The sequence below is a fragment of the Microbacterium sp. AZCO genome, from assembly GCF_039614715.1.
Taxonomy (GTDB): domain Bacteria; phylum Actinomycetota; class Actinomycetes; order Actinomycetales; family Microbacteriaceae; genus Microbacterium.
On sequence record NZ_CP154857.1, the window covers coordinates 280,464 to 299,049 of the forward strand.

The following is an 18,586-nucleotide window of genomic DNA, read 5'->3' on the forward strand; positions in this document are numbered from 1 at the left end:
CGGGGGTGGTCAGAATGCAGGGAGGCCGAGAGCCTCGTCGGGGTGCTCGTGGATCATGTAGGCGTCGAGGGTCGCCGAGCGGTGGCGCCGGGCGGCTTTCTCGATCTCACCCAGGGGAGCCCCGTTCTCGATGAGTTGCAGGATGTTCTCGTGCTCGCGCACCGACTCGGCAGCCCGCCCGGGGACGAAGCTGAACGTCGAGTCGCGCAGGTGACCGAGCCGGGCCCACTCGGCCTGCACGAGGTCGAGCATGCGCGGGTTCGCCGTCTTGATGTAGAGCGCCGCGTGGAACTCCTGGTTGAGCCGCGTGAACGCGCGAGGGTCGAAGTGGTCGAGCGTCTCGACCATGAGCTCGTTGATCGCGCGCGCGGCACGGATGTCGTCGGCGGTCAGCCGGCGGGCCGCGAGTGCGGTGGCGGCGCCCTCGAGGATCGACAGGGTCTGCATGCTGAAGCGGTACTGCGTGTCGTCGACCATCGACACCCGCGCCCCGACGTTGCGCTCGAACATGACGAGCCCCTCCGCCTCGAGCTGACGGATCGCCTCGCGCACCGGCACGACGCTCATCTCGAGCTCGCCGGCGATAGCGCCGAGCACGAGCCGATAGCCGGGCGTGAACTCCTGGTTGGCGATGCGCTCCTTGATCCAGTGGTACGCGCGCTGCGACTTGCTCTGCTCTGATCCCTGAGCCGGTCGAAGAGTCGTGCTCACGAGGCATCCTCCGAGTCGACGGCGGCAGTTCCCTGCGAGGGCTGCGTTGTGCTGGGTGCGCGCTCGCCGGAAACTGCAGCGCTCGTCTCGCGGGCGGCGGCGTAGCGAGCGCGCCACTCGTCGTTCATCGGGAAGAGTCCGTCGACGGGATGCCCCGCCGCGACCTGGTCGGCGATCCAGGCGTCCTCCTCCTCCTGCGCGAGGGCCGCGTCGGCGACCTCCTCGGCGAGTGCCGGCGGAATGACGATGACGCCGTCCGCATCGCCGACGATGACGTCGCCGGGCTGCACGGTCGTGCCGCCGCATCCGATCGTCACATCGTGATCCCACGGGACGTGCCTGCGCCCGAGGACGGCAGGGTGCGCGCCGTTCGAGAAGACCGGGATGCCGACGGATGCCACGGCCTCGACATCCCGGACCCCTCCGTCGGTGACGATCCCGGCGGCGCCTCGGGCGTGCGCCCGGATCGCGAGGATGTCGCCGAGCGTGCCCGACCCGGCCTCGCCGCGCGCCTCGATGACGATGACCTCGCCCTCGCCGACGGCGTCGAACGCGCGCTTCTGCGCGTTGTAGCCGCCGCCGTGCGACGCGAAGAGGTCTTCGCGGTTTGGGACGAATCGGAGGGTCTTGGCCGTGCCGACGATCTTCGTGCCGGGCGTGAGCGCCCGGACGCCGTCGATCGTGACGTTGTTCAGGCCGCGCTTGCGCAGCTGCTGCGAGAGGCCCGCGACGGGCGTGCGCGCGAGCTTCTCCCGCAGCTCGGGAGAGAGGGCGGATGACTCACGTGCCGGGTCGCGGTCGGACTCCGGCGTGGCTGAGAGGCCGGCGGCCTCGCGAGAGCCCCAGGCCTCGGCGCGCTGCGTGTCGTCGACGGCGGGGAGGGAGCCGACCGCTGCGTCGAAGCCGCCCTCGCCCGCCACGACCGTCGTGACGAGGCGCCCGGTCGTCGGCCCGCCCGGCACGTCGACCTCGACCTCGACGACGTCGCCCGGCTCCACGACCGACGATCCCGCCGGGGTCCCCGTGAGGATGACGTCGCCCGGCTCGAGGGTGAAGTGCTGCGAGAGGTCCGCCACGAACTGCGCGAGGGGGAAGATGAGGCCGGCCGTCGAGTCGTGCTGGACGAGGTCGCCGTTCACCCACGTGCGCAGCCGAAGATCGCCGGGATCGATCGTGCGCGCGTCGATGAGAGCGGGGCCGATGGGTGTGAAGCCGTCGCCGCCCTTCGACCGGACGTTCGATCCCTTGTCGTTGGCGCGGAGGTCGTAGAGCCCGAAGTCGTCGGCTGCCGTGACCCAGCCCACACGGCTCCAAGCATCCGCCAGCGAGACCCGGCGCGCCTCGGCGCCGATGACGAGCGCGATCTCGCCCTCGAAGGCGAGCAGCTCGGTGCCGGCAGGGCGCTCGACGGTGCTGCCGGATGCCGCGACGGAGCTCGCCGGCTTGAAGAAGTAGGACGGATCGGCGGGGCGGCGCCCGCGCTGCTCGGCCCGCGAGGCGTAGCTGAGGTGCACCGCGATGATCTTGCCGGGACGGCCGGGAAGGCCCGAGAACCGGGGGTCCGAGGCATCCGTCTGATAGGTCATGAGCTCCCTCGCTCTTGCGTCGTATTTGAAATCGTATATCATCGGTATGCGATCGAGCAACAGCGCCGATCACTTCCGGACAATGACGCCGAGAACAGACGAGGGAGTCATCGAAATGAGCACACAGGATCAGAGATCCGCTCCGCAAGCGTTCACCCCGACCGGGACGATCGCCACCGCGGCAGACCGACGCAGAGTCGTCTTCGCGACCGTCGTCGGAACCACCGTCGAGTGGTACGACTTCTTCATCTACGCCACGGCCGTAGGCCTCGTGTTCGGGCAGCTGTTCTTCGCGCCGCTCGGCGCGAACAGCGTCCTCATCGCCTTCGCGACCGTCGGCATCAGCTTCCTCTTCCGTCCGCTGGGTGCCTTCCTCGCCGGGCATTTCGGCGACAAGTACGGCCGCAAGGTCGTGCTGATGTGGACCCTCGTGCTCATGGGCGTGTCGACGGCGCTCATCGGCCTCCTGCCCACGTACGAGGCGATCGGCGTCGCCGCTCCGATCCTCCTCGTGCTGCTGCGCATCCTGCAGGGCCTGTCTGCGGGCGGCGAGTGGGGCGGCGCGGTGCTCATGGCCGTCGAGCACGCCCCGAAGAAGCGCCGTGGGGCCTTCGGCGCCTCGCCGCAGATCGGCGTGCCGCTCGGTCTGCTCCTGGCGTCGGGCGTCATGGCCCTCATGGCGATGATCGCCCCCGGCGACGCCTTCCTCGCGTGGGGCTGGCGCGTGCCGTTCCTCTTCAGCGTCGTCCTGATCCTCGTCGGCTGGTACATCCGCCGTCGCGTGGAGGAGAGCCCCGTCTTCGTCGAGCTCGCCGAGCGCAAGGAGAAGGCGCGCACGCCCATCGCGCAGCTCTTCCGCAAGCACGCGCTGCTCGTGCTCATCGCCGCGCTCGTGTTCGCGGGCAACAACGCCGTCGGCTACATGACGACGGGCGGCTACATCCAGAACTACTCGACGAACCCCGAGGGACCGCTCGCGCTCGACCGCACCCCGGTGCTGTGGGCCGTCGCCGCATCGGCCGTGACGTGGCTGCTCTCGACCTTCGCGGCCGGCCTCCTCTCGGACCGGCTCGGCCGCCGCACGACCTACATCATCGGCTGGATCCTGCAGCTCGTCGGTGTCTTCGCCCTCTTCCCCCTCGTCAACACGGGCAACATCTGGCTGCTGTTCCTCGGACTCGCGATCCTGACGGTGGGCCTCGGCTTCACCTACGGCCCTCAGGCGGCGCTCTACTCGGAGCTGTTCCCGGCATCCATCCGCTTCTCGGGCGTCTCGATCTCGTACGCCATCGGCGCGATCCTCGGCGGCGCATTCGCCCCGACGATCGCGACGGCGCTCGTGCAGGCGACGGGATCGACGATGTCGGTCACGTGGTACCTCGCCGGCATGACCCTCATCGGCCTGGTCGCGACGCTGCTGCTGCGCGACCGCACGGGCATCCCGCTCGGGCCGGATCACGAGGCCGAGCAGGCTGCGAGCCCCATCTACGGCCTGTCCAAGGCGTGAGCGCCGACGCTATGGCGTCCGCCCTGCCCTCGGAAGCCGTGCGCGCCCTGCGCGAGGCGCTTCCGGGCCGGGTGGACGCCGGCCGCGATTCCCGTGCCGCGCACTCGACCGATCGGTCGGGCACGCGCGGCGCGGGGATCGCCGAGCTCGTCGTGCACCCGCGCGACACCGCCGACGTCCAGGAGATCTGCCGCATCGCCTCGCGGTTCGGCATCCCCCTGGTGCCGAGAGGAGCGGGTACCGGGCTCGCGGGTGGCGCCGTGGCCGGGAGCGGCCAGATCGTGGTCGCCACCGACCGCATGACGTCGATCCTCGAGATCTCCGTCGACAACCAGCTCGCCGTGGTGCAGCCGGGTGTCCTCAACGGCGATCTCAATGCCGTCCTGGCGACGCACGGACTCTGGTGGCCGCCCGATCCGGCGTCGAAGGCGATCTCGACCGTGGGCGGGAACATCGCCATGAACGCCGGCGGCCTCCTGTGCGCGAAGTACGGGGTGACGCGCGAGACCGTCCTCGCCCTCACCGTCGTGCTCGCCGACGGGGAGGCGATCCAGGTGGGCCACAGGACGGTCAAAGGGGTCTCGGGGCTCGACCTCTGCGGGCTCTTCGTCGGCTCGGAGGGCACACTCGGCATCATCACGGAGTGCACGCTCAAAGTGCGCCCGATGGTGAACGGCGTCGTGCCGACGATCGGCGCGTACTTCGCGGACGCGTCCGCGGCCGCGCGGGCATCCGCCGCCGTGACCGCGTCGGGCGAGCGTCCCGCGATCATGGAGCTGATGGATGCCGCCCTCCTCGAGGCCGTGAGCGACTACACCGGCGAAGATCTCGCATCGGCCGGCTCTGCGTACCTTCTCGTCCAGACCGACGGACCGCAGGCGGTCGCCGAGGCCGAGCGCATCGCGGCGATCCTGCGCGATGCGGGTGCGCGATCGCTCGACGTGACCGATGACCCGGAGGCCGCGGCATCCCTCGTCGATGTCCGGCGCTCCGGATTCCTCGCTGTCGAGGCGCGCGGCACGATCCTCGTGGAGGACGTCGCGGTGCCGCGCGACAGGATCGCCGACATGTACGACCGCATCGAGGAGGTCGCCGCGCGTTACAGCGTGTTCATCGCGACGCCCTGTCACGCCGGCGACGGCAACCTCCACCCGACCTTCGTGCTCGATCACGGGCTCGAGGAGGTGCCCGATGACGTGTGGGATGCGGCCGGTGAGATCTTCGCCGCGGCGCTCGAGCTGGGCGGGACGCTCAGCGGCGAGCACGGCATCGGCCTGCTGAAGCGCCGCTGGCTCGGCGACGAGCTGGGCCCGCGGCAGCTCGACCTGCAGCGGCGGGTCAAGGAGGTCTTCGACCCCGACGGCATCATGAACCCCGGCAAGGTCTTCCCGGCGGCCCAGCCGGCGTGACGAGCGCGGAGGCCCTGTCTCCCGGCCGCTGACCCGGCCCGCCCGGGTGGCCGGGCCGGGGTGGGGCCCGGGCCGGGGCCGGGGCCTCAGGAGTTCACGCGGATGATCTCCCGCTGGTACGGCGCGATGACCGATGTCGACACGCGGCAGTCGAGCAGGAGGAAGGGGCGGGATGCCGCATCCACCGCCGCCCACGACTCGAGCCGCTCGAGATCGTCGAGCGAGCGCACGACGACGCCCTCGGCGCCGACGGCTCGGGCGAGGCCCGCGAAGTCGACCTCGGGGATGAGCATCGGCTCCTCGGCGACGCCCTTCAGGCCGTAGAGGTTGACCTCCGCGCCGTAGGCGCCGTCGTTCCAGACCACGCAGAGCCCGCGACCGGCCGCGACCCGCACGGCCGACTCGAGGTCGGCGAGCGCCATGAGTCCGCCTCCGTCGCCCGTCGTGAGCACGACGGTCGAGGTGGGCTTGGCGAGCGCCGCGCCGGGAACCGAGGGGAACCCGAGCCCGATCGACTGGTAGGCCGTGCCGATCATGACCATGCGGTCGGGGGAGGCGACAGGCCAGTACATGTTGGCCCAGCCGATGAAGTGCCCGCCGTCCGAGACGACCACGCGGTCCTCGGGCAGCAGCTCACCGATGCGGGCCGCGAGCGATCGGGGATCGAGCCGCCCGTCGGGGGCGAGGTCGTCGCCGGCCTCGTACGCGCGCAGGCCGTCGAAGGAGACGGCCTCGCGCCAGCCCGACGACGTCGGGCCGAGCGCGCGAAGCTCGTCGAGCAGCGCCTCGGCCACGACCCGCGCGTCGCCGCGGATGTACCCGCCGACGTGCGGGTGGGTCGCGGCGGGCGCGACGTCGACCTGCACGACGCGCGTGCACGGTGAGAACAGCTCTCCGAAGCGCATCGTGAACTGGTTGAGGGATGCCCCGAACACGACCGCGACGTCGGCGTCGCGCACGAGCGCCATGGCGCCGTCGGCGCCGAACCCGCCCGCGACGCCGAGGTCGAACTCGCCGCGCGGGAAGATGCCCCGGCCGAGCGCGGTCGAGGCGGTCACGGCGCCGGTCGCGTCGGCGAGCGCGCCGAGCGCGTCGCCCGCCCCTGCCACGTACGCGCCCCGGCCGGCGAGGAGGAACGGGCGCTCGGCGCCGGCGAGCGCCGCCGCGAGCTCGCGCACGGCGGCGGCCGCGAACGGTCCCGCCGGAGCCAGGGGAGCCGGCACAGCCGGCGCGGGCGCCTCGGGCACGGGTCCGGCCTCGCGTGTCGCGACGTCGTAGGGGATCGCGAGCACCGTCGGCACACGATAGGTCAGGGCGTGCTCGATCGCGATGACGGTGGTCGCAGCCGCATCCGTCCGTCCCACGGTGTAGGTGCGCGCGCCGACGGCCGACGCGAGGGCGATCTGATCGACGTCCCACGGCCGCGGGCCCGACGTCGGCTCGTCGCCGACGACGAGCACGAGCGGCACGTGCGCCTGCACGGCCTCGGCCAGTGCCGTGAGGGTGTTCGTGAAGCCGGCGCCGTAGGTCGCGGTCGCGGCGGCGAGCCCACCGCCCGCGCGGTAGTGGGCGTCGGCCGCGACGACCGCCCCGGCCTCGTGGCGGACAGCGGTGTAGGTGGCGGAGGTCTGACGTTCGAGCGCGTCGAGGAACCAGGCGTTGCCGTTGCCCATCACGCCGAAGACGTGGTCGATGTGGCGGGCGAGGGTGACGGCGACGTGCGCAGAGACGGTGGGCATGGGGGACTCCCGGAGACAGAGAACGGATTCAAGGCCGTGTGTGTCTCGCGCGTCCGCGCTGCGTGCCCATTTTTCGAGCACCGGCGGGATCGTCCCCGCCGGACACCTCGAGTATAGAGGCGTCATGGGAGGATCGGACGATGAGGACGATCCAGCTGCGCCGGTACACGCTCGTCGAGGGGGAGTACGACGCCTTCCTCGCCTGGTGGGACGAGTGGATGCCGCGCGTGCGCCCCGCCGCGGGATTCGCGATCGAGTTCGCCTACGGCGTCCGCGAGACGAACGAGTTCGTGTGGGCTGTCAGCGCCGAGGGCGACCAGGAGGCCTTCGTGGCGCTCGAGCAGACGTACCTCGCCTCGCCCGAGCGGGCCGAGGCGTTCGCGGGCGTGCCGCAGCGCGTCGCCGAGTACAACATCCGCTTCGCCGACGACGTCCGCTGACGTTCGACCCCTCGACAGGCTCGGGGACCGGGGGGCGACGCGTCAGCCGCCGAGGGCCGAGGTGATGGCCCGCGCGACGCGCGTCAGGCGCTCGGCGATCTCGGCGTCCGGGTGCGGATCGGACAGGTAGACCACCGCGACCGCGGCGCGCTCGCCGCGCGGGAGGCGCAGCGGCACGGCGATCGAACGCAGCCCGGGGATCACCTCATCGTGGCTCGTGGCCCAGCCCCGCTCGCGCGCGGCGCGCACGTCGGCGCGGTGCGCGGCATCCATCGCCTCCGGCCACGCGGATTCCGCGGACATCGTCAGGATCGCCTTTCCGGGCGCGCCGACGGTCACGGGATGCCGCGTGCCCGGACGCTGGGCGACCGACGCCACGCCGTGCCGCGGCTCGACGCTCGCGAGCGTGACGCATTCGTCGCGGTCGAGCAGCGACAGAAAGCACGTCATGCCGAGCTCGTTCGCCGCGGCGGTCAGCTCGGGGAGCGCCTCGGCCTGCAGGTCGTGCGCGACCCCCGCGGCGAGCGCCGCCATGCGGGCTCCGAGGGCGAGCCGTCCGTTGCCGTCGCGCACGACGAGGCCGTGGTCTTCGAGGGTCCGCAGCAGGCGGTACGCGATCGACCGGTGCACCTCCAGGCGTCCGGCGAGCTCATCGATCGAGAGCGCGTCGCGCGCGTCGGCAAGGATCTCGAGGATCCGGATGCCTCGGCTCAGCGTCTGCGACGCGGGACCTTTCGCGTCGTCGGGCATGCGGCATCCTTCCCCCCGCTCTTGTCAGGACAGAGCAGGGTCGTATACGATCTGTTCAATAGTAGAACGGTCCGTTCCAATATAGAACATGACGATCGTGACGCACGACCTCGACGGAGATGTCAGAGGAAGGATCGACGAAGATGCAGTTCCACCACCACGGGTACGTCTCGGGAGAGCCGCGGATTCAGGATGCCGCCGGCACGGGCGTCGATCGCCCCGCCGAGCTCCCCGATGAGATGGACGTGCTGATCGTCGGCTCCGGTCCCGCGGGAATGCTGCTGTCGGCGCAGCTGTCGCAGTTCCCCGACGTCGTGACGCGCATCATCGAGCGTCGCGAGGGGCGCCTCGTGCTCGGCCAGGCCGACGGCATCCAGCCGCGCAGCGTCGAGACGTTCCAGGCGTTCGGCTTCGCCGAGCGCATCGTCGCGGAGGCCTACAACATCGCCTACATGAACTTCTGGGGCCCTGATCCGGAGCACCCGGAGAACATCGTCCGCACGGCGCGGACGGAGGACTACGCCTTCAAGATCAGCGAGTTCCCGCACCTCATCGTCAACCAGGCCCGTGTGCTCGACTACTTCGCCGAGGCCGCGGCCCTCGGCCCCGGCCGCATCGTGCCCGACTACGGAGTCGAGTTCCTCGGCCTCACCGTGCAGGAGGATCACGTCGAGGTGCGCGTGCGCCCTGCGACAGGCTCAGGGGCCGCCGCGGGGGAGCGCGCCGGCGCGGTGCGCACCATCCGGGCGAAGTACGTGGTCGGATGCGACGGCGCGCGCAGCGGCGTGCGCGAGGCGATCGGCCGCAAGCACGTCGGCGGCATCTCGGCGCACGCGTGGGGCGTCATGGACGTGCTCGTCAACACCGACTTCCCGGACTGGCGCACGAAGTGCGCGATCAACGCGGAGGCGGGAAACATCCTGCACATCCCGCGCGAGGGAGGCTACCTCTCCCGCATGTACATCGACCTCGGGGCGGTCGCGGACGACGACGACCACCGCGTACGGCAGACGCCGATCGAGGAGATCATCCGCAAGGCGAATGCGATCCTGCACCCGTACACGCTCGACGTGAAGCAGGTCGCCTGGCACAGCGTCTACGAGGTCGGCCACCGCGTGACCGACGGCTTCGACGACGCGTTCGGCTCCGACCGGCATCCACGGGTCTTCCTCACGGGCGACGCCTGCCACACGCACAGCGCGAAGGCCGGGCAGGGGATGAACGTCTCGATGCAGGACGGCTTCAACCTCGGCTGGAAGCTCGGGCACGTGCTCACGGGCCTCGCGCCGGCATCCCTCCTCGAGACCTACTCCGCGGAGCGGCGGCCCGTCGCGCAGGAGCTCATCGACTTCGACAAGCAGTGGTCGTCGCTCATGGCGCGCAAGCCGGAGGAGATCAGCGACCCGCAGGAGCTCGCGACCTTCTACCTCGGCACGGCGGAGTTCCCGTCGGGCTTCATGACGCAGTACGGCGCGTCGCAGATCGTGACGGATGCCGCGCACCAGGCCCTCGCGGGCGGCTTCCCGCTCGGCAAGCGGTTCAAATCCGCCGAGGTCACCCGAGTGTGCGACGGCAACGTCATCCACCTCGGCCACCACGCGAAGGCCGACGGGCGGTGGCGCGTCTACGCCTTCGCCGACGCACCCGCGGCGGGCGAGCCGTCCGCGCTCGCGGAGTGGGCCGAGTGGCTCGCCTCGCCCGAGTCGCCGGTCGCTCGCTTCACGCCCGAGGGCGCCGACATCGATTCGGTCTTCGATGTGAAGGCGATCTACCAGCAGCGCTTCGAAGACGTCGACCTGACCCGCGTGCCGGCGGCCTTCCTGCCGACGTCGGGCCCGCTCGGGCTGACCGACTGGGAGAAGGTCTACGCCGCCGGACCCGACGGGTGGCGCGACTCCGACATCTTCCTCGAGCGCGAGCTGTCGCGCGACGGCGTCGTGGTCGTCGTGCGACCCGACCAGTACGTCGCCGCCGTGCTGCCGCTGACCGCGACCGAGGAGCTGACCGCCTTCTTCGCCGGCTGCCTCCTGCCGCAGCGGGCGACGGTCGCAGCTGGATGAGATCGCCGGATGCCTCACGCGACGAGCGGGCCGACTCCCTGAGGAGCCGGCCCGCTCGGGCGCATCCGATCAGATGAACGACGGGCGGATCAGCGTCCGATCGCCTTCAGCGCGTTGACGATGCCCTTGCCGTAGAAGCCGTTCGACCCCTTCGACCCCTCGCAGGTGTGCGTCGCGGTCACGACCGCGCCCGAGGGCAGGGTGCGCGTGTAGGTGAATGCGGCCGGCACGGGGCAGGCGGTGTCGACCGCGCTCTGCTCCAGGCGGGCCTGCGTGATCTCGGCCGGAAGGTAGTCGCCGCCGCGCAGGAAGTCGCGGACGCCGTACTTCCCGACGATCAGCGCCGCGACGCCGGCCGCATGCGGAGACGCCATCGACGTGCCCTGCAGGTACTGGTAGTACGCGCAGGTGGCGCCGCTGGCGTCGCAGCTCTTCAGCGCCCACGGGACGACGACGTTGCCGTCGGCGTCGATCGCGCCCTCGGCCTCGGCGACGACCTTCGGGTAGGCGGCGAGGATGCCGGCACTGTAGTCGCGCGTGCCCGCGGGGGTGTCGTACACGTCACCGCCGGGTGCCGCGACGTCGATGTAGCCGTTGCCGTAGTCGGAGTAGTACGCCTTGCGCGAGGACGGGCCCGTGCTCGAGACCGAGATCACACCGCGTCCCTCGGAAGGCATCGAGGTGCACGAGGCCGGGTCGAGGAGGTCGCGCGTGTAGGCGATCTCGCCGGGGACGTCGGCGAAGTCGGGGCTGCTCGAGTCGGAGATCACCTTGGTGTAGTCGCTCGCGCCGTTGCCGGCGGCCGAGACGAGCGTCACGCCGCGGTGCCGGGCGTAGTCGAGCGCCCGCTGCATGGCCGTCACGATCGTGCGCTGCTCCTGCTGGTCCTCGGGCGAGTCGGCGGGGTGGTTCGCGCAGTTGAACAGCCACGGGTCGACGTAATAGCTCATGTTGACGACGTCGACGCCGATCTTGCCGGCGTAGGTCAGCGCATCGATCGAGGGCTGCAGGAAGAAGTAGCCCGAGTCCTGACCGGCGCGGAGGTTCACGATCGTCGCCTCCGGGGCGACGCCGGCGATGCCGATGCCGTTCAGCGGCGACGCGATCGTGGAGGCGACGTGCGTGCCGTGGCCGTCCTCGTCGACGTTCGCCGGGTCGTCGCACGATCCGTCGGGGTCTTCCTCGCAGGGGCCGTCGATCTCGTCGCCGTTGGCGTCGAAGGGGATGTCGTGCGTGAAGTTGCGGCTGCGGGCGGCGTCGAAGTTCGGCGCGATGTCGGGGTGCGACCCGTCGACGCCCGTGTCGAGGATGCCGACGACGATGCCCTTGCCCTTCTCGTATTTGTACGAGCCGTCGGCGGTGGCGCCGATCGCCTTCATGTCCCACTGCAACGGGGCGAGCGGGTCGGCGGTGGGCGCGGAGCCCTTGCCCTTGGCATTCGCGCCGGCGCCCGCGCCGGCGGAGGCTTTCACGTTCGCGTCGGCCTTGAGGTCGGCCTCGGCGGCATCCTCCTTGACGGCTTCGCCGGTGGCCTTGTGCGTGTCGGGGACGTCTGCGATCACCCGGTTCTGGGCGGTGCCCTCGATGACGCTCTGGTCCGCCGCCGCGGCGGCGAAGCCGGCGTCGGTCGTGCTCACCGTCGCGACGCCGACGTCGGTGTTCTGGCTGACGATCGTGCCGCCTGCGGCCTGAACCGCCGCCTGCGCTGCCGCCGCGGAGGTGCCTTCCGCGAACAGCACGACGAACTCGCGTTCGCCTGTGTCATCGCCGGTCGCCGCGCTGACCGGTGAGCCGGCGAATGCGGTGATGCCGATCGCGATGGCGCAGGCGCTGGCGATGCCGGCGCGTCTGAAAATGGGCTTCTTCATCGGGGGTCCCGTCTGTGGATCGGTGGAACGGCCGGGGGGAGCACCGTCAGGCGCGATGCTTTCATGTCGGATGCATAGGTTCAAGACTTGCAATCGGGCTGGGATCGGCGTATTCCGTCCGCCTTTCGGGGTCGCTGCGAGATGTACGTCGCGGCGAAGGGCTGAGAGTCGATGTACATCGCGTATGAGGAATCCCGCCCCGGTGCGGCGCAGAATTCTCGTAGACCATCCGACGAGGGAGTGACTATGACGGCCGATCGCGAAACCGAACTGCTGGCGAAGGTGCCCGATGGCCTGTTCATCGGCGGCGAGTGGCTGGCCGCCGACGGCGGCAAGACGCTGAAGGTGTTCGATCCCGCGACCGGCGAGGTCGTGAAGGAGATCGCGAACGCGTCGCCGGGCGACGGCATGGCGGCGCTGGATGCCGCGGATGCGGCGTTCCCGTCGTGGTCGCAGACGCCCGCGCGGGAGCGCGGCGAGCTGCTGCGCCGTGCGTTCGATCTGCTGCAGGAGCGCAAGGAAGAGTTCGCGCTGCTCATGACGATCGAGATGGGCAAGCCCCTGGCCGAAGCGCGCGGCGAGGTCGCGTACGGCGGCGAGTTCCTGCGCTGGTTCAGCGAGGAGGCGGCACGCATCCAGGGCCGGTACGGGGCGAACCCCGAGGGCACGGGTCGCATGATCGTGTCGCAGCACGCGGTCGGACCGTGCTTCCTCATCACGCCGTGGAACTTCCCGCTCGCGATGGCGACGCGCAAGATCGCGCCCGCGCTCGCGGCGGGCTGCACCGTCGTCATCAAGCCGGCCGAGCTGACGCCGCTGACGACGCTGTACTTCGTGAAGCTGCTCGAGGACGCGGGGCTCCCCAAGGGGGTCGTGAACGTCTTCACGACCTCGACGTCCGGCGCCGTGTCAGAGCCCATCATCCGCGACCCGCGCCTGCGCAAGCTCTCGTTCACGGGCTCGACCCCGGTCGGCGTGAAGCTGCTCGAGCAGGCCGCCTCCGGCATCCTGCGCACCTCGATGGAGCTGGGCGGCAACGCGCCCTTCGTCGTGTTCGACGACGCCGACCTCGACAAGGCGGTCGACGGCGCGATGCTCGCGAAGTTCCGCAACATCGGCCAGGCCTGCACCGCGGCGAACCGGTTCATCGTGCACCGCTCGGTCGCCGACGAGTTCGCGCGCCGCGTCACCGAGAAGGTGCAGGGCTTCACGATCGGCCGCGGCACCGAGGACGGCGTGACCATCGGTCCGCTCATCGACAACCGCGCCGTCGAGAAGGCGTCGCAGCTGGTTCAGGATGCCGTCTCCCGCGGCGCGACCGTGACGACGGGCGGGAACGCGATCGACGGTCCCGGCACGTTCTACGAGCCGACCGTGGTGACCGATGTGCGGCCGGGCAGCGAGATCCTGCAGGAGGAGATCTTCGGGCCGGTGCTCGCGATCATCCCGTTCGACACCGAGGACGACGCCGTGCGCATCGCCAACGACACGGAGTACGGCCTCGTCTCGTACGTCTTCACCGAGAACCTCGCACGCGGTCAGCGCATGATCGAGCGCCTCGAGACCGGGATGATGGGCCTCAACGTGGGCGTCGTCTCCAACGCCGCAGCCCCCTTCGGCGGGTGGAAGTCCTCCGGCCTCGGCCGCGAGGGCGGCGCGGAAGGCATCCACGAGTACCTCCAGACGAAGTACACGCTGACGCCGAACCCGTTCGCCTGACGCCCCGTCGGGCCCGTCGGAGGGCGGGCCGAGACGTTCCGGACGAGCCGATACGCCACCCGCAGCGCGGGGCGTATCGGCTCGTCCTCTTCGTATCGGCTCGTGCGGAAGGGGAATGTCGGAGGCTCGCGGCAGGATGAGTCGCATGGCCCCGGCATCGCTGCGCGACGAGAGGCTCCGCTCGCATCGGCTCAGCGCTCCGGCTACCACGATCGCCGCGGCGGCGGAGCACATGCTCGCGACGCAGGCGCAGGAGTTCTGGGGCGGCCGCTGGGCCCTCGCGTCGCGCACCCGCGGGGAGCCGCGCCTGAGCGACGTCGACGCGGCGTTCGACCGCGGCGAGGTCGTGCGGTCGTGGACGATGCGCGGCACGATCCACGCCATCCCGCCCCGCGACCTCGCGTGGGTGCTGTCGCTCACCGCCGACCGGCAGGCGCGCGGTGCAGCGCCCGTCCGCCGCGCCGAGGGCATCGACGACGAGGTGCTCGCGGGCGTCGAGGCGGCGACGCGTGCGGCGCTCGCCGGCGGCAACCGGCTCACGCGCAAGGAGCTCGCCGACGTCTGGGAAGCGGCAGGGCACTCCACCGCGAAACAGCGCGGATACCACCTCCTCGTCGCCATGTCGCTGCGGGGTGTCGTCTGCCAGGGGCCGGTCGTGCCGCGCGCGTCTGGACCGTCGCGCGAGCAGTACCTGGTTCTCGCGGAGGAGTGGATCGCCCAGTCCACGAGCCCGGCGGATCCCCTCGCCGAGTTCTTCGTGCGCTTCATCACGTCGCACGGACCGGCCGGCCCCCGGGACTTCTCCTGGTGGTCCGGGCTGCCGCTGCGCGATGCGCGTCGGGCGGCGGAGGCGGCATCCGATCGCCTGATCCAGGTCGCCGACGAGCCCGAGCCGCTCTATCTCGCCGCGGGCGGGCGACCGCGGCGCACTCCGAGCGCGCCCGACGTCGTCGCGCTGCCGCCGTTCGAGGAGTACTACCTGTCGTACGCCGACCGCACGGTGCCGTGCGCGCCGGAGTTCCTCGCGGCGATCGGACCCAGCATGAACGGCATCGTGCGGCCGATCCTCGTCGCCCGTGGAGAGATCGTCGGGGTGTGGACGCATTCCGTCGCCGTCGGGCGGCACGCCGACGATCCCGTGCCCGAGCTCTTCACCCCGGGCGCCGCCACCGACGCCGAGATCGGCGCCGCACTCGACCGCTACAAGCGCTTCATCACCGGCTGATCACGCCCCACGGCGCGATCCGCTGCCTCATCGCCCGCCACGCGGTTCGACGCGCGCAGGGACCGAGCCCCGCACCGCTGCGCGGACGGGTCAGCCCGCGGCGTGGCGGTCGAGGAAGGCGTACACCTCGTTGTCGTCCACCCCCGGGAAGGCGCCGCGGGGGAGCGGGGAGAACATCTGCATGTGCACCCGGGCGCTCGGCCACGCCTTGCCGCCCCAGCGTTCGGCGGCGTCCGACGCGGGTCGCCGGCAGCACGCCTCATCGGGGCAGCGCGAGACCGCGCGCTTCTGCGTCTCGCGGCCGCGGAACCAGCGGGCGTCGTCGAACGGCACGCCGACCGTGATCGAGAACTCGCCGGCCGAGGTGGTGCCCGTCTGGGTCGAGCACCAGAACGTCCCGGCCGGGGTGTCGGTGTACTGGTAGTGCTCGGTCGTGCGGTTCTGCTCCTCGAACGCGGATCGGGCGAGGAACCAGCGGCAGGTGATCTGGCCCTCGACCGAGCCGGTCACGTCCATCGGCACGGGCAGGTCGTCGTTCTCGTAGACCCGCGAGATGGCGCCCGACCCGTCGACGCGGAGGAAGTGCAGCGGGATGTCGAGATGCACCGTGAGCAGATTCGTCATGCGCATGCCGGCGGCCTCGTGCGTCACGCCGAAGGCGTCGCGAAAGTCTTCGACCGCGAGGTTGCGGTCCTTCTTGGCCTGCTGGAGGAACGCGACCGAGGCGGTCTCGGGCATGAGACAGCACGCGGCGTAGTAGTTGATCTCGAGCCGCTGCTGGAGGAAGTCGGCGTAATCGGTCGGCGGCTGGTGGCCCAGGAGCCGGTGCGCCATCGCCTGCAGCGCCATCGATCGCAGGCCGTGTCCGCCGGGGATCGAGGCGGGCGGTAGATAGATGCGGCCGTTCTCGAGATCGGTCACCGAGCGGGCCGAGTGCGGCAGATCGCTCACGTAGATGAGCTCGAAGCCGAGCTGCTCGGCCATGATGCTGACCGTCCGGTGCGTCAGTGCGCCGGAGACGTGCCCGGCCGACTTGAGCTGCTTCTCGGCGAGCTTCTCGATGTCGGGCAGGTAGTTGTCGTGCGCCCGCATGCGCAAACGCAGATCGGTGTTGGCGCGGCGCGCCTCCTCCGGTGTCGCGATCGCCTCGCGTTCACGACGCTGCAGCTCGCGGTGCAGGCCGAGGACCGCCTCGATGGTCTCGTCGCTCATGCCCTTCGTGATCTTGACGGGTGCGATGCCGAGCTGGCGGAACACCGAGCTCGACTGGGCCCGCTCGAGCTCGATCTCGAGCGCGGCGCGCCGGTTGGGCGGCTCGCTGGAGAGGAGCTCCGCGACATCGACGCCCGTGACCTGCGCGATCGACTGGAGCAGCGACAGCTTGGGCTCCCGCTTGCCGTTCTCGATGAGGCTCAGCTGGCTGCCCGCCACGCCCACCTTCTCGCCGAGCTCGTCGAGCGTGTAGCCGTGCGCGACGCGCTGATGCCGGATGCGGTGGCCCAGCGTTGACAGTTCGATCGAGGTCGGCGCCATTCCTTGAGAATAGCGAAAGAATCCGAGTTCTTGCGACAAGATGACTCCATAAAGCGCACCGAGAAGGCCGCACAGTGGAAGGGAGCCGCGAAAAGCGCGGCAGACGTACGAGGAGGAACTCGACATGGCCCTTGCCGACATCTTCACTCGGCCCATCCCGTACAGCTCCGCCCGCCCCGCACCGGCGACCCCCACCTTCGGGGCGCGTCCCGAGATCGCGGGCGCCGGCATGACGGCGCTCGTCGAGTGGGTCGACGAGATCGCGGCGCTGACGCAGCCGGCCGCGGTGCACTGGGTCGACGGCTCCCGTGCCGAGAACGAGGCGCTCCTGCGGGAGCAGGTCGAGGAGGGAAAGCTCATCAAGCTGAACCCCGAGTGGCGGCCCGGCTCCTACCTCGCCCGTTCCCACCCGAGCGACGTCGCGCGCACCGAGGCGCGGACGTTCATCGCCTCCGAGAACGAGACGGACGCCGGGCCGACGAACAACTGGATCGCGCCGGCAGAGATCCGCGGCATCCTGAACCCCCTCTTCGAGGGCAGCATGCGCGGACGCACGATGTACGTCGTGCCGTTCTCGATGGGGCCCGTGGGAGGTCCGCTCTCGCACATCGGCGTGCAGGTGACCGACAGCGCCTACGCCGTCACCTCGATCGGCATCATGACGCGCGTCGGCGCCGACGTGCTGCGGGAGATCGCGGCCGGCGCCCACTGGGTCAAGACCGTGCACTCGGTCGGCGCGCCCCTCGCGGACGGCGAGCAGGACGTCCCGTGGCCGTGCAACGACGAGAAGTACATCGTGCACTTCCCCGACACGCTCGAGGTGTGGTCGTTCGGGTCGGGCTACGGCGGAAACGCGATCCTCGCGAAGAAGTGCTTCGCCCTCCGCATCGCGTCGGTCATCGGGCGCGACGAGGGCTGGCTCGCCGAGCACATGCTGCTCATCCGCGTGATCGACCCGCAGGGCAAGGCGTACCACGTCGCCGCGGCGTTCCCGTCGGCGTGCGGCAAGACGAACCTCGCGATGCTCCGGCCCACGATCCCCGGCTGGCGCGTCGAGACGCTCGGCGACGACATCGCCTGGCTGCGTCCGGGAGAGGACGGGCGCCTCTGGGCCATCAACCCCGAGGCGGGCTTCTTCGGTGTCGCACCCGGCACGGGGGAGTCGACCAACGTCACCGCGGTCGAGACGCTGTGGGGCAACACGATCTTCACGAACGTCGCACTGCGCCCCGACGGCGACGTGTGGTGGGAGGGGCTGACCGACGAGGCCCCCGCGCACCTCACCGACTGGGAGGGCAACCCCTGGACGCCCGAGATGGACCGCCCCGCCGCACACCCCAACTCGCGCTTCACGGTGAGCGCCGCGCAGTGCCCGCAGATCGCGGACGACTGGGATGCGCCGCAGGGCGTGCCGCTCGACGCGATCCTCTTCGGCGGCCGGCGTGCCACGAACGTGCCGCTCGTCGTCGAGGCGACCGACTGGACCCACGGCGTCTTCATGGGCTCGAACATCTCGTCCGAGCGCACGGCCGCGGCCGAGGGCACCGTCGGCGAGCTGCGCCGGGACCCGTTCGCGATGCTGCCGTTCTGCGGTTACAACATGGCCGACTACTTCGGCCACTGGCTCAAGGTCGGCCAGAAGCTCCGCTTCGACCGCGCGCCCCGCGTCTTCCAGGTGAACTGGTTCCGCAAGGGCTCGGACGGCCGCTTCCTGTGGCCGGGCTTCGGCGACAACTCGCGCGTCATCGACTGGATCATCCGCCGCATCGAGGGCGAGGTGCCCGCGGTCGACAGCCCGATCGGCCGCCTGCCTCGCGTGGAGGACCTCAACCTCGAGGGGATCGACGTTTCCCCCGCAGACCTCGACGAGCTCTTCGCGATCGACCCCGTGTCGTGGGGCCGGGAGGCCGACCTCACCGACGAGTTCTACGCCACCTTCGGCGGCCGCGTCCCCGCGGCGCTCCAGGCCGAGCTCGCGGCCCTCCGCTACCGGCTGAAGGTCGCTCAGCAGAGCTGACGATCATCGGGAGGTGAGGGAT

13 protein-coding genes are annotated in these 18,586 nt (G+C 70.9%); 7 read left to right on the forward strand and 6 right to left on the reverse strand.

All coding sequences use genetic code 11. The features are described 5' to 3' along the window. Positions 1-9: 9 nt before the first annotated feature. Both AAIB33_RS01295 and AAIB33_RS01300 read right to left on the reverse strand, forming a co-directional pair. Entirely contained in the window at positions 10-711 is a 702-nt protein-coding gene (locus tag AAIB33_RS01295; RefSeq protein ID WP_345801766.1) for a GntR family transcriptional regulator, read from the reverse strand. Then, the gene (locus AAIB33_RS01300) at positions 708-2,297 is read right to left on the reverse strand and encodes a fumarylacetoacetate hydrolase family protein (protein WP_345801767.1); all 1,590 of its coding nucleotides are present in this window, start codon (positions 2,295-2,297) and stop codon (positions 708-710) included. The genes AAIB33_RS01295 and AAIB33_RS01300 overlap by 4 nt, the downstream gene beginning before the upstream one ends. A gap of 115 nt (positions 2,298-2,412) precedes the next feature. Here AAIB33_RS01300 and AAIB33_RS01305 point away from each other — a divergent pair, with 115 nt between their 5' ends. Both AAIB33_RS01305 and AAIB33_RS01310 read left to right on the forward strand, forming a co-directional pair. After that, complete coding sequence (locus tag AAIB33_RS01305; protein WP_345801768.1) at positions 2,413-3,804, forward strand: MFS transporter; 1,392 nt, start codon at positions 2,413-2,415, stop codon at positions 3,802-3,804. Continuing rightward, positions 3,801-5,213, forward strand: coding sequence for an FAD-linked oxidase C-terminal domain-containing protein (locus AAIB33_RS01310; protein ID WP_345801769.1), 1,413 nt, complete (start codon positions 3,801-3,803; stop codon positions 5,211-5,213). Before AAIB33_RS01305 ends, AAIB33_RS01310 begins: the two co-directional genes overlap by 4 nt. An 86-nt stretch (positions 5,214-5,299) precedes the next feature. Here the strand turns inward: AAIB33_RS01310 and AAIB33_RS01315 are convergent, their stop codons facing one another. Next, on the reverse strand, positions 5,300-6,952 hold the full coding sequence (locus AAIB33_RS01315) for a thiamine pyrophosphate-binding protein (RefSeq protein ID WP_345801770.1): 1,653 nt from the start codon (positions 6,950-6,952) through the stop codon (positions 5,300-5,302). 140 nt (positions 6,953-7,092) lie between these two features. Here AAIB33_RS01315 and AAIB33_RS01320 point away from each other — a divergent pair, with 140 nt between their 5' ends. Further along, on the forward strand, positions 7,093-7,392 hold the full coding sequence (locus AAIB33_RS01320; protein WP_345801771.1) for a hypothetical protein: 300 nt from the start codon (positions 7,093-7,095) through the stop codon (positions 7,390-7,392). Positions 7,393-7,434: 42 nt separating this feature from the next. Here AAIB33_RS01320 and AAIB33_RS01325 read toward each other — a convergent pair whose 3' ends face one another. Beyond that, positions 7,435-8,142, reverse strand: a complete 708-nt coding sequence (locus tag AAIB33_RS01325) for an IclR family transcriptional regulator (RefSeq protein ID WP_345801772.1) — start codon at positions 8,140-8,142, stop codon at positions 7,435-7,437. 143 nt (positions 8,143-8,285) lie between these two features. Here AAIB33_RS01325 and AAIB33_RS01330 point away from each other — a divergent pair, with 143 nt between their 5' ends. Further along, positions 8,286-10,202: an FAD-dependent monooxygenase gene (locus AAIB33_RS01330; RefSeq protein WP_345801773.1), complete on the forward strand. Its 1,917-nt coding sequence runs from the start codon at positions 8,286-8,288 to the stop codon at positions 10,200-10,202. Between the two features lie 89 nt (positions 10,203-10,291). On the opposite strand, the gene AAIB33_RS01335 is transcribed toward AAIB33_RS01330, so the two are convergent. Then, on the reverse strand, positions 10,292-12,070 hold the full coding sequence (locus AAIB33_RS01335; RefSeq protein ID WP_345801774.1) for a S8 family serine peptidase: 1,779 nt from the start codon (positions 12,068-12,070) through the stop codon (positions 10,292-10,294). Positions 12,071-12,316: 246 nt separating this feature from the next. On the opposite strand from AAIB33_RS01335, the gene AAIB33_RS01340 reads away from it, so the two are divergent. Together AAIB33_RS01340 and AAIB33_RS01345 are read left to right on the forward strand one after the other, a co-directional pair. Then, positions 12,317-13,789, forward strand: a complete 1,473-nt coding sequence (locus AAIB33_RS01340; RefSeq protein ID WP_345801775.1) for an NAD-dependent succinate-semialdehyde dehydrogenase — start codon at positions 12,317-12,319, stop codon at positions 13,787-13,789. A 145-nt stretch (positions 13,790-13,934) separates the two neighbouring features. Next, complete coding sequence (locus tag AAIB33_RS01345) at positions 13,935-15,014, forward strand: winged helix DNA-binding domain-containing protein (RefSeq protein ID WP_345801776.1); 1,080 nt, start codon at positions 13,935-13,937, stop codon at positions 15,012-15,014. A gap of 90 nt (positions 15,015-15,104) precedes the next feature. On the opposite strand, the gene AAIB33_RS01350 is transcribed toward AAIB33_RS01345, so the two are convergent. After that, positions 15,105-16,547, reverse strand: a complete 1,443-nt coding sequence (locus tag AAIB33_RS01350) for a helix-turn-helix domain-containing protein (protein ID WP_345801777.1) — start codon at positions 16,545-16,547, stop codon at positions 15,105-15,107. Between the two features lie 124 nt (positions 16,548-16,671). Between AAIB33_RS01350 and AAIB33_RS01355 the strand changes: the two genes are divergently transcribed. Next, on the forward strand, positions 16,672-18,564 hold the full coding sequence (locus AAIB33_RS01355) for a phosphoenolpyruvate carboxykinase (GTP) (RefSeq protein WP_345801778.1): 1,893 nt from the start codon (positions 16,672-16,674) through the stop codon (positions 18,562-18,564). The last annotated feature ends 22 nt before the right edge of the window (positions 18,565-18,586 follow it).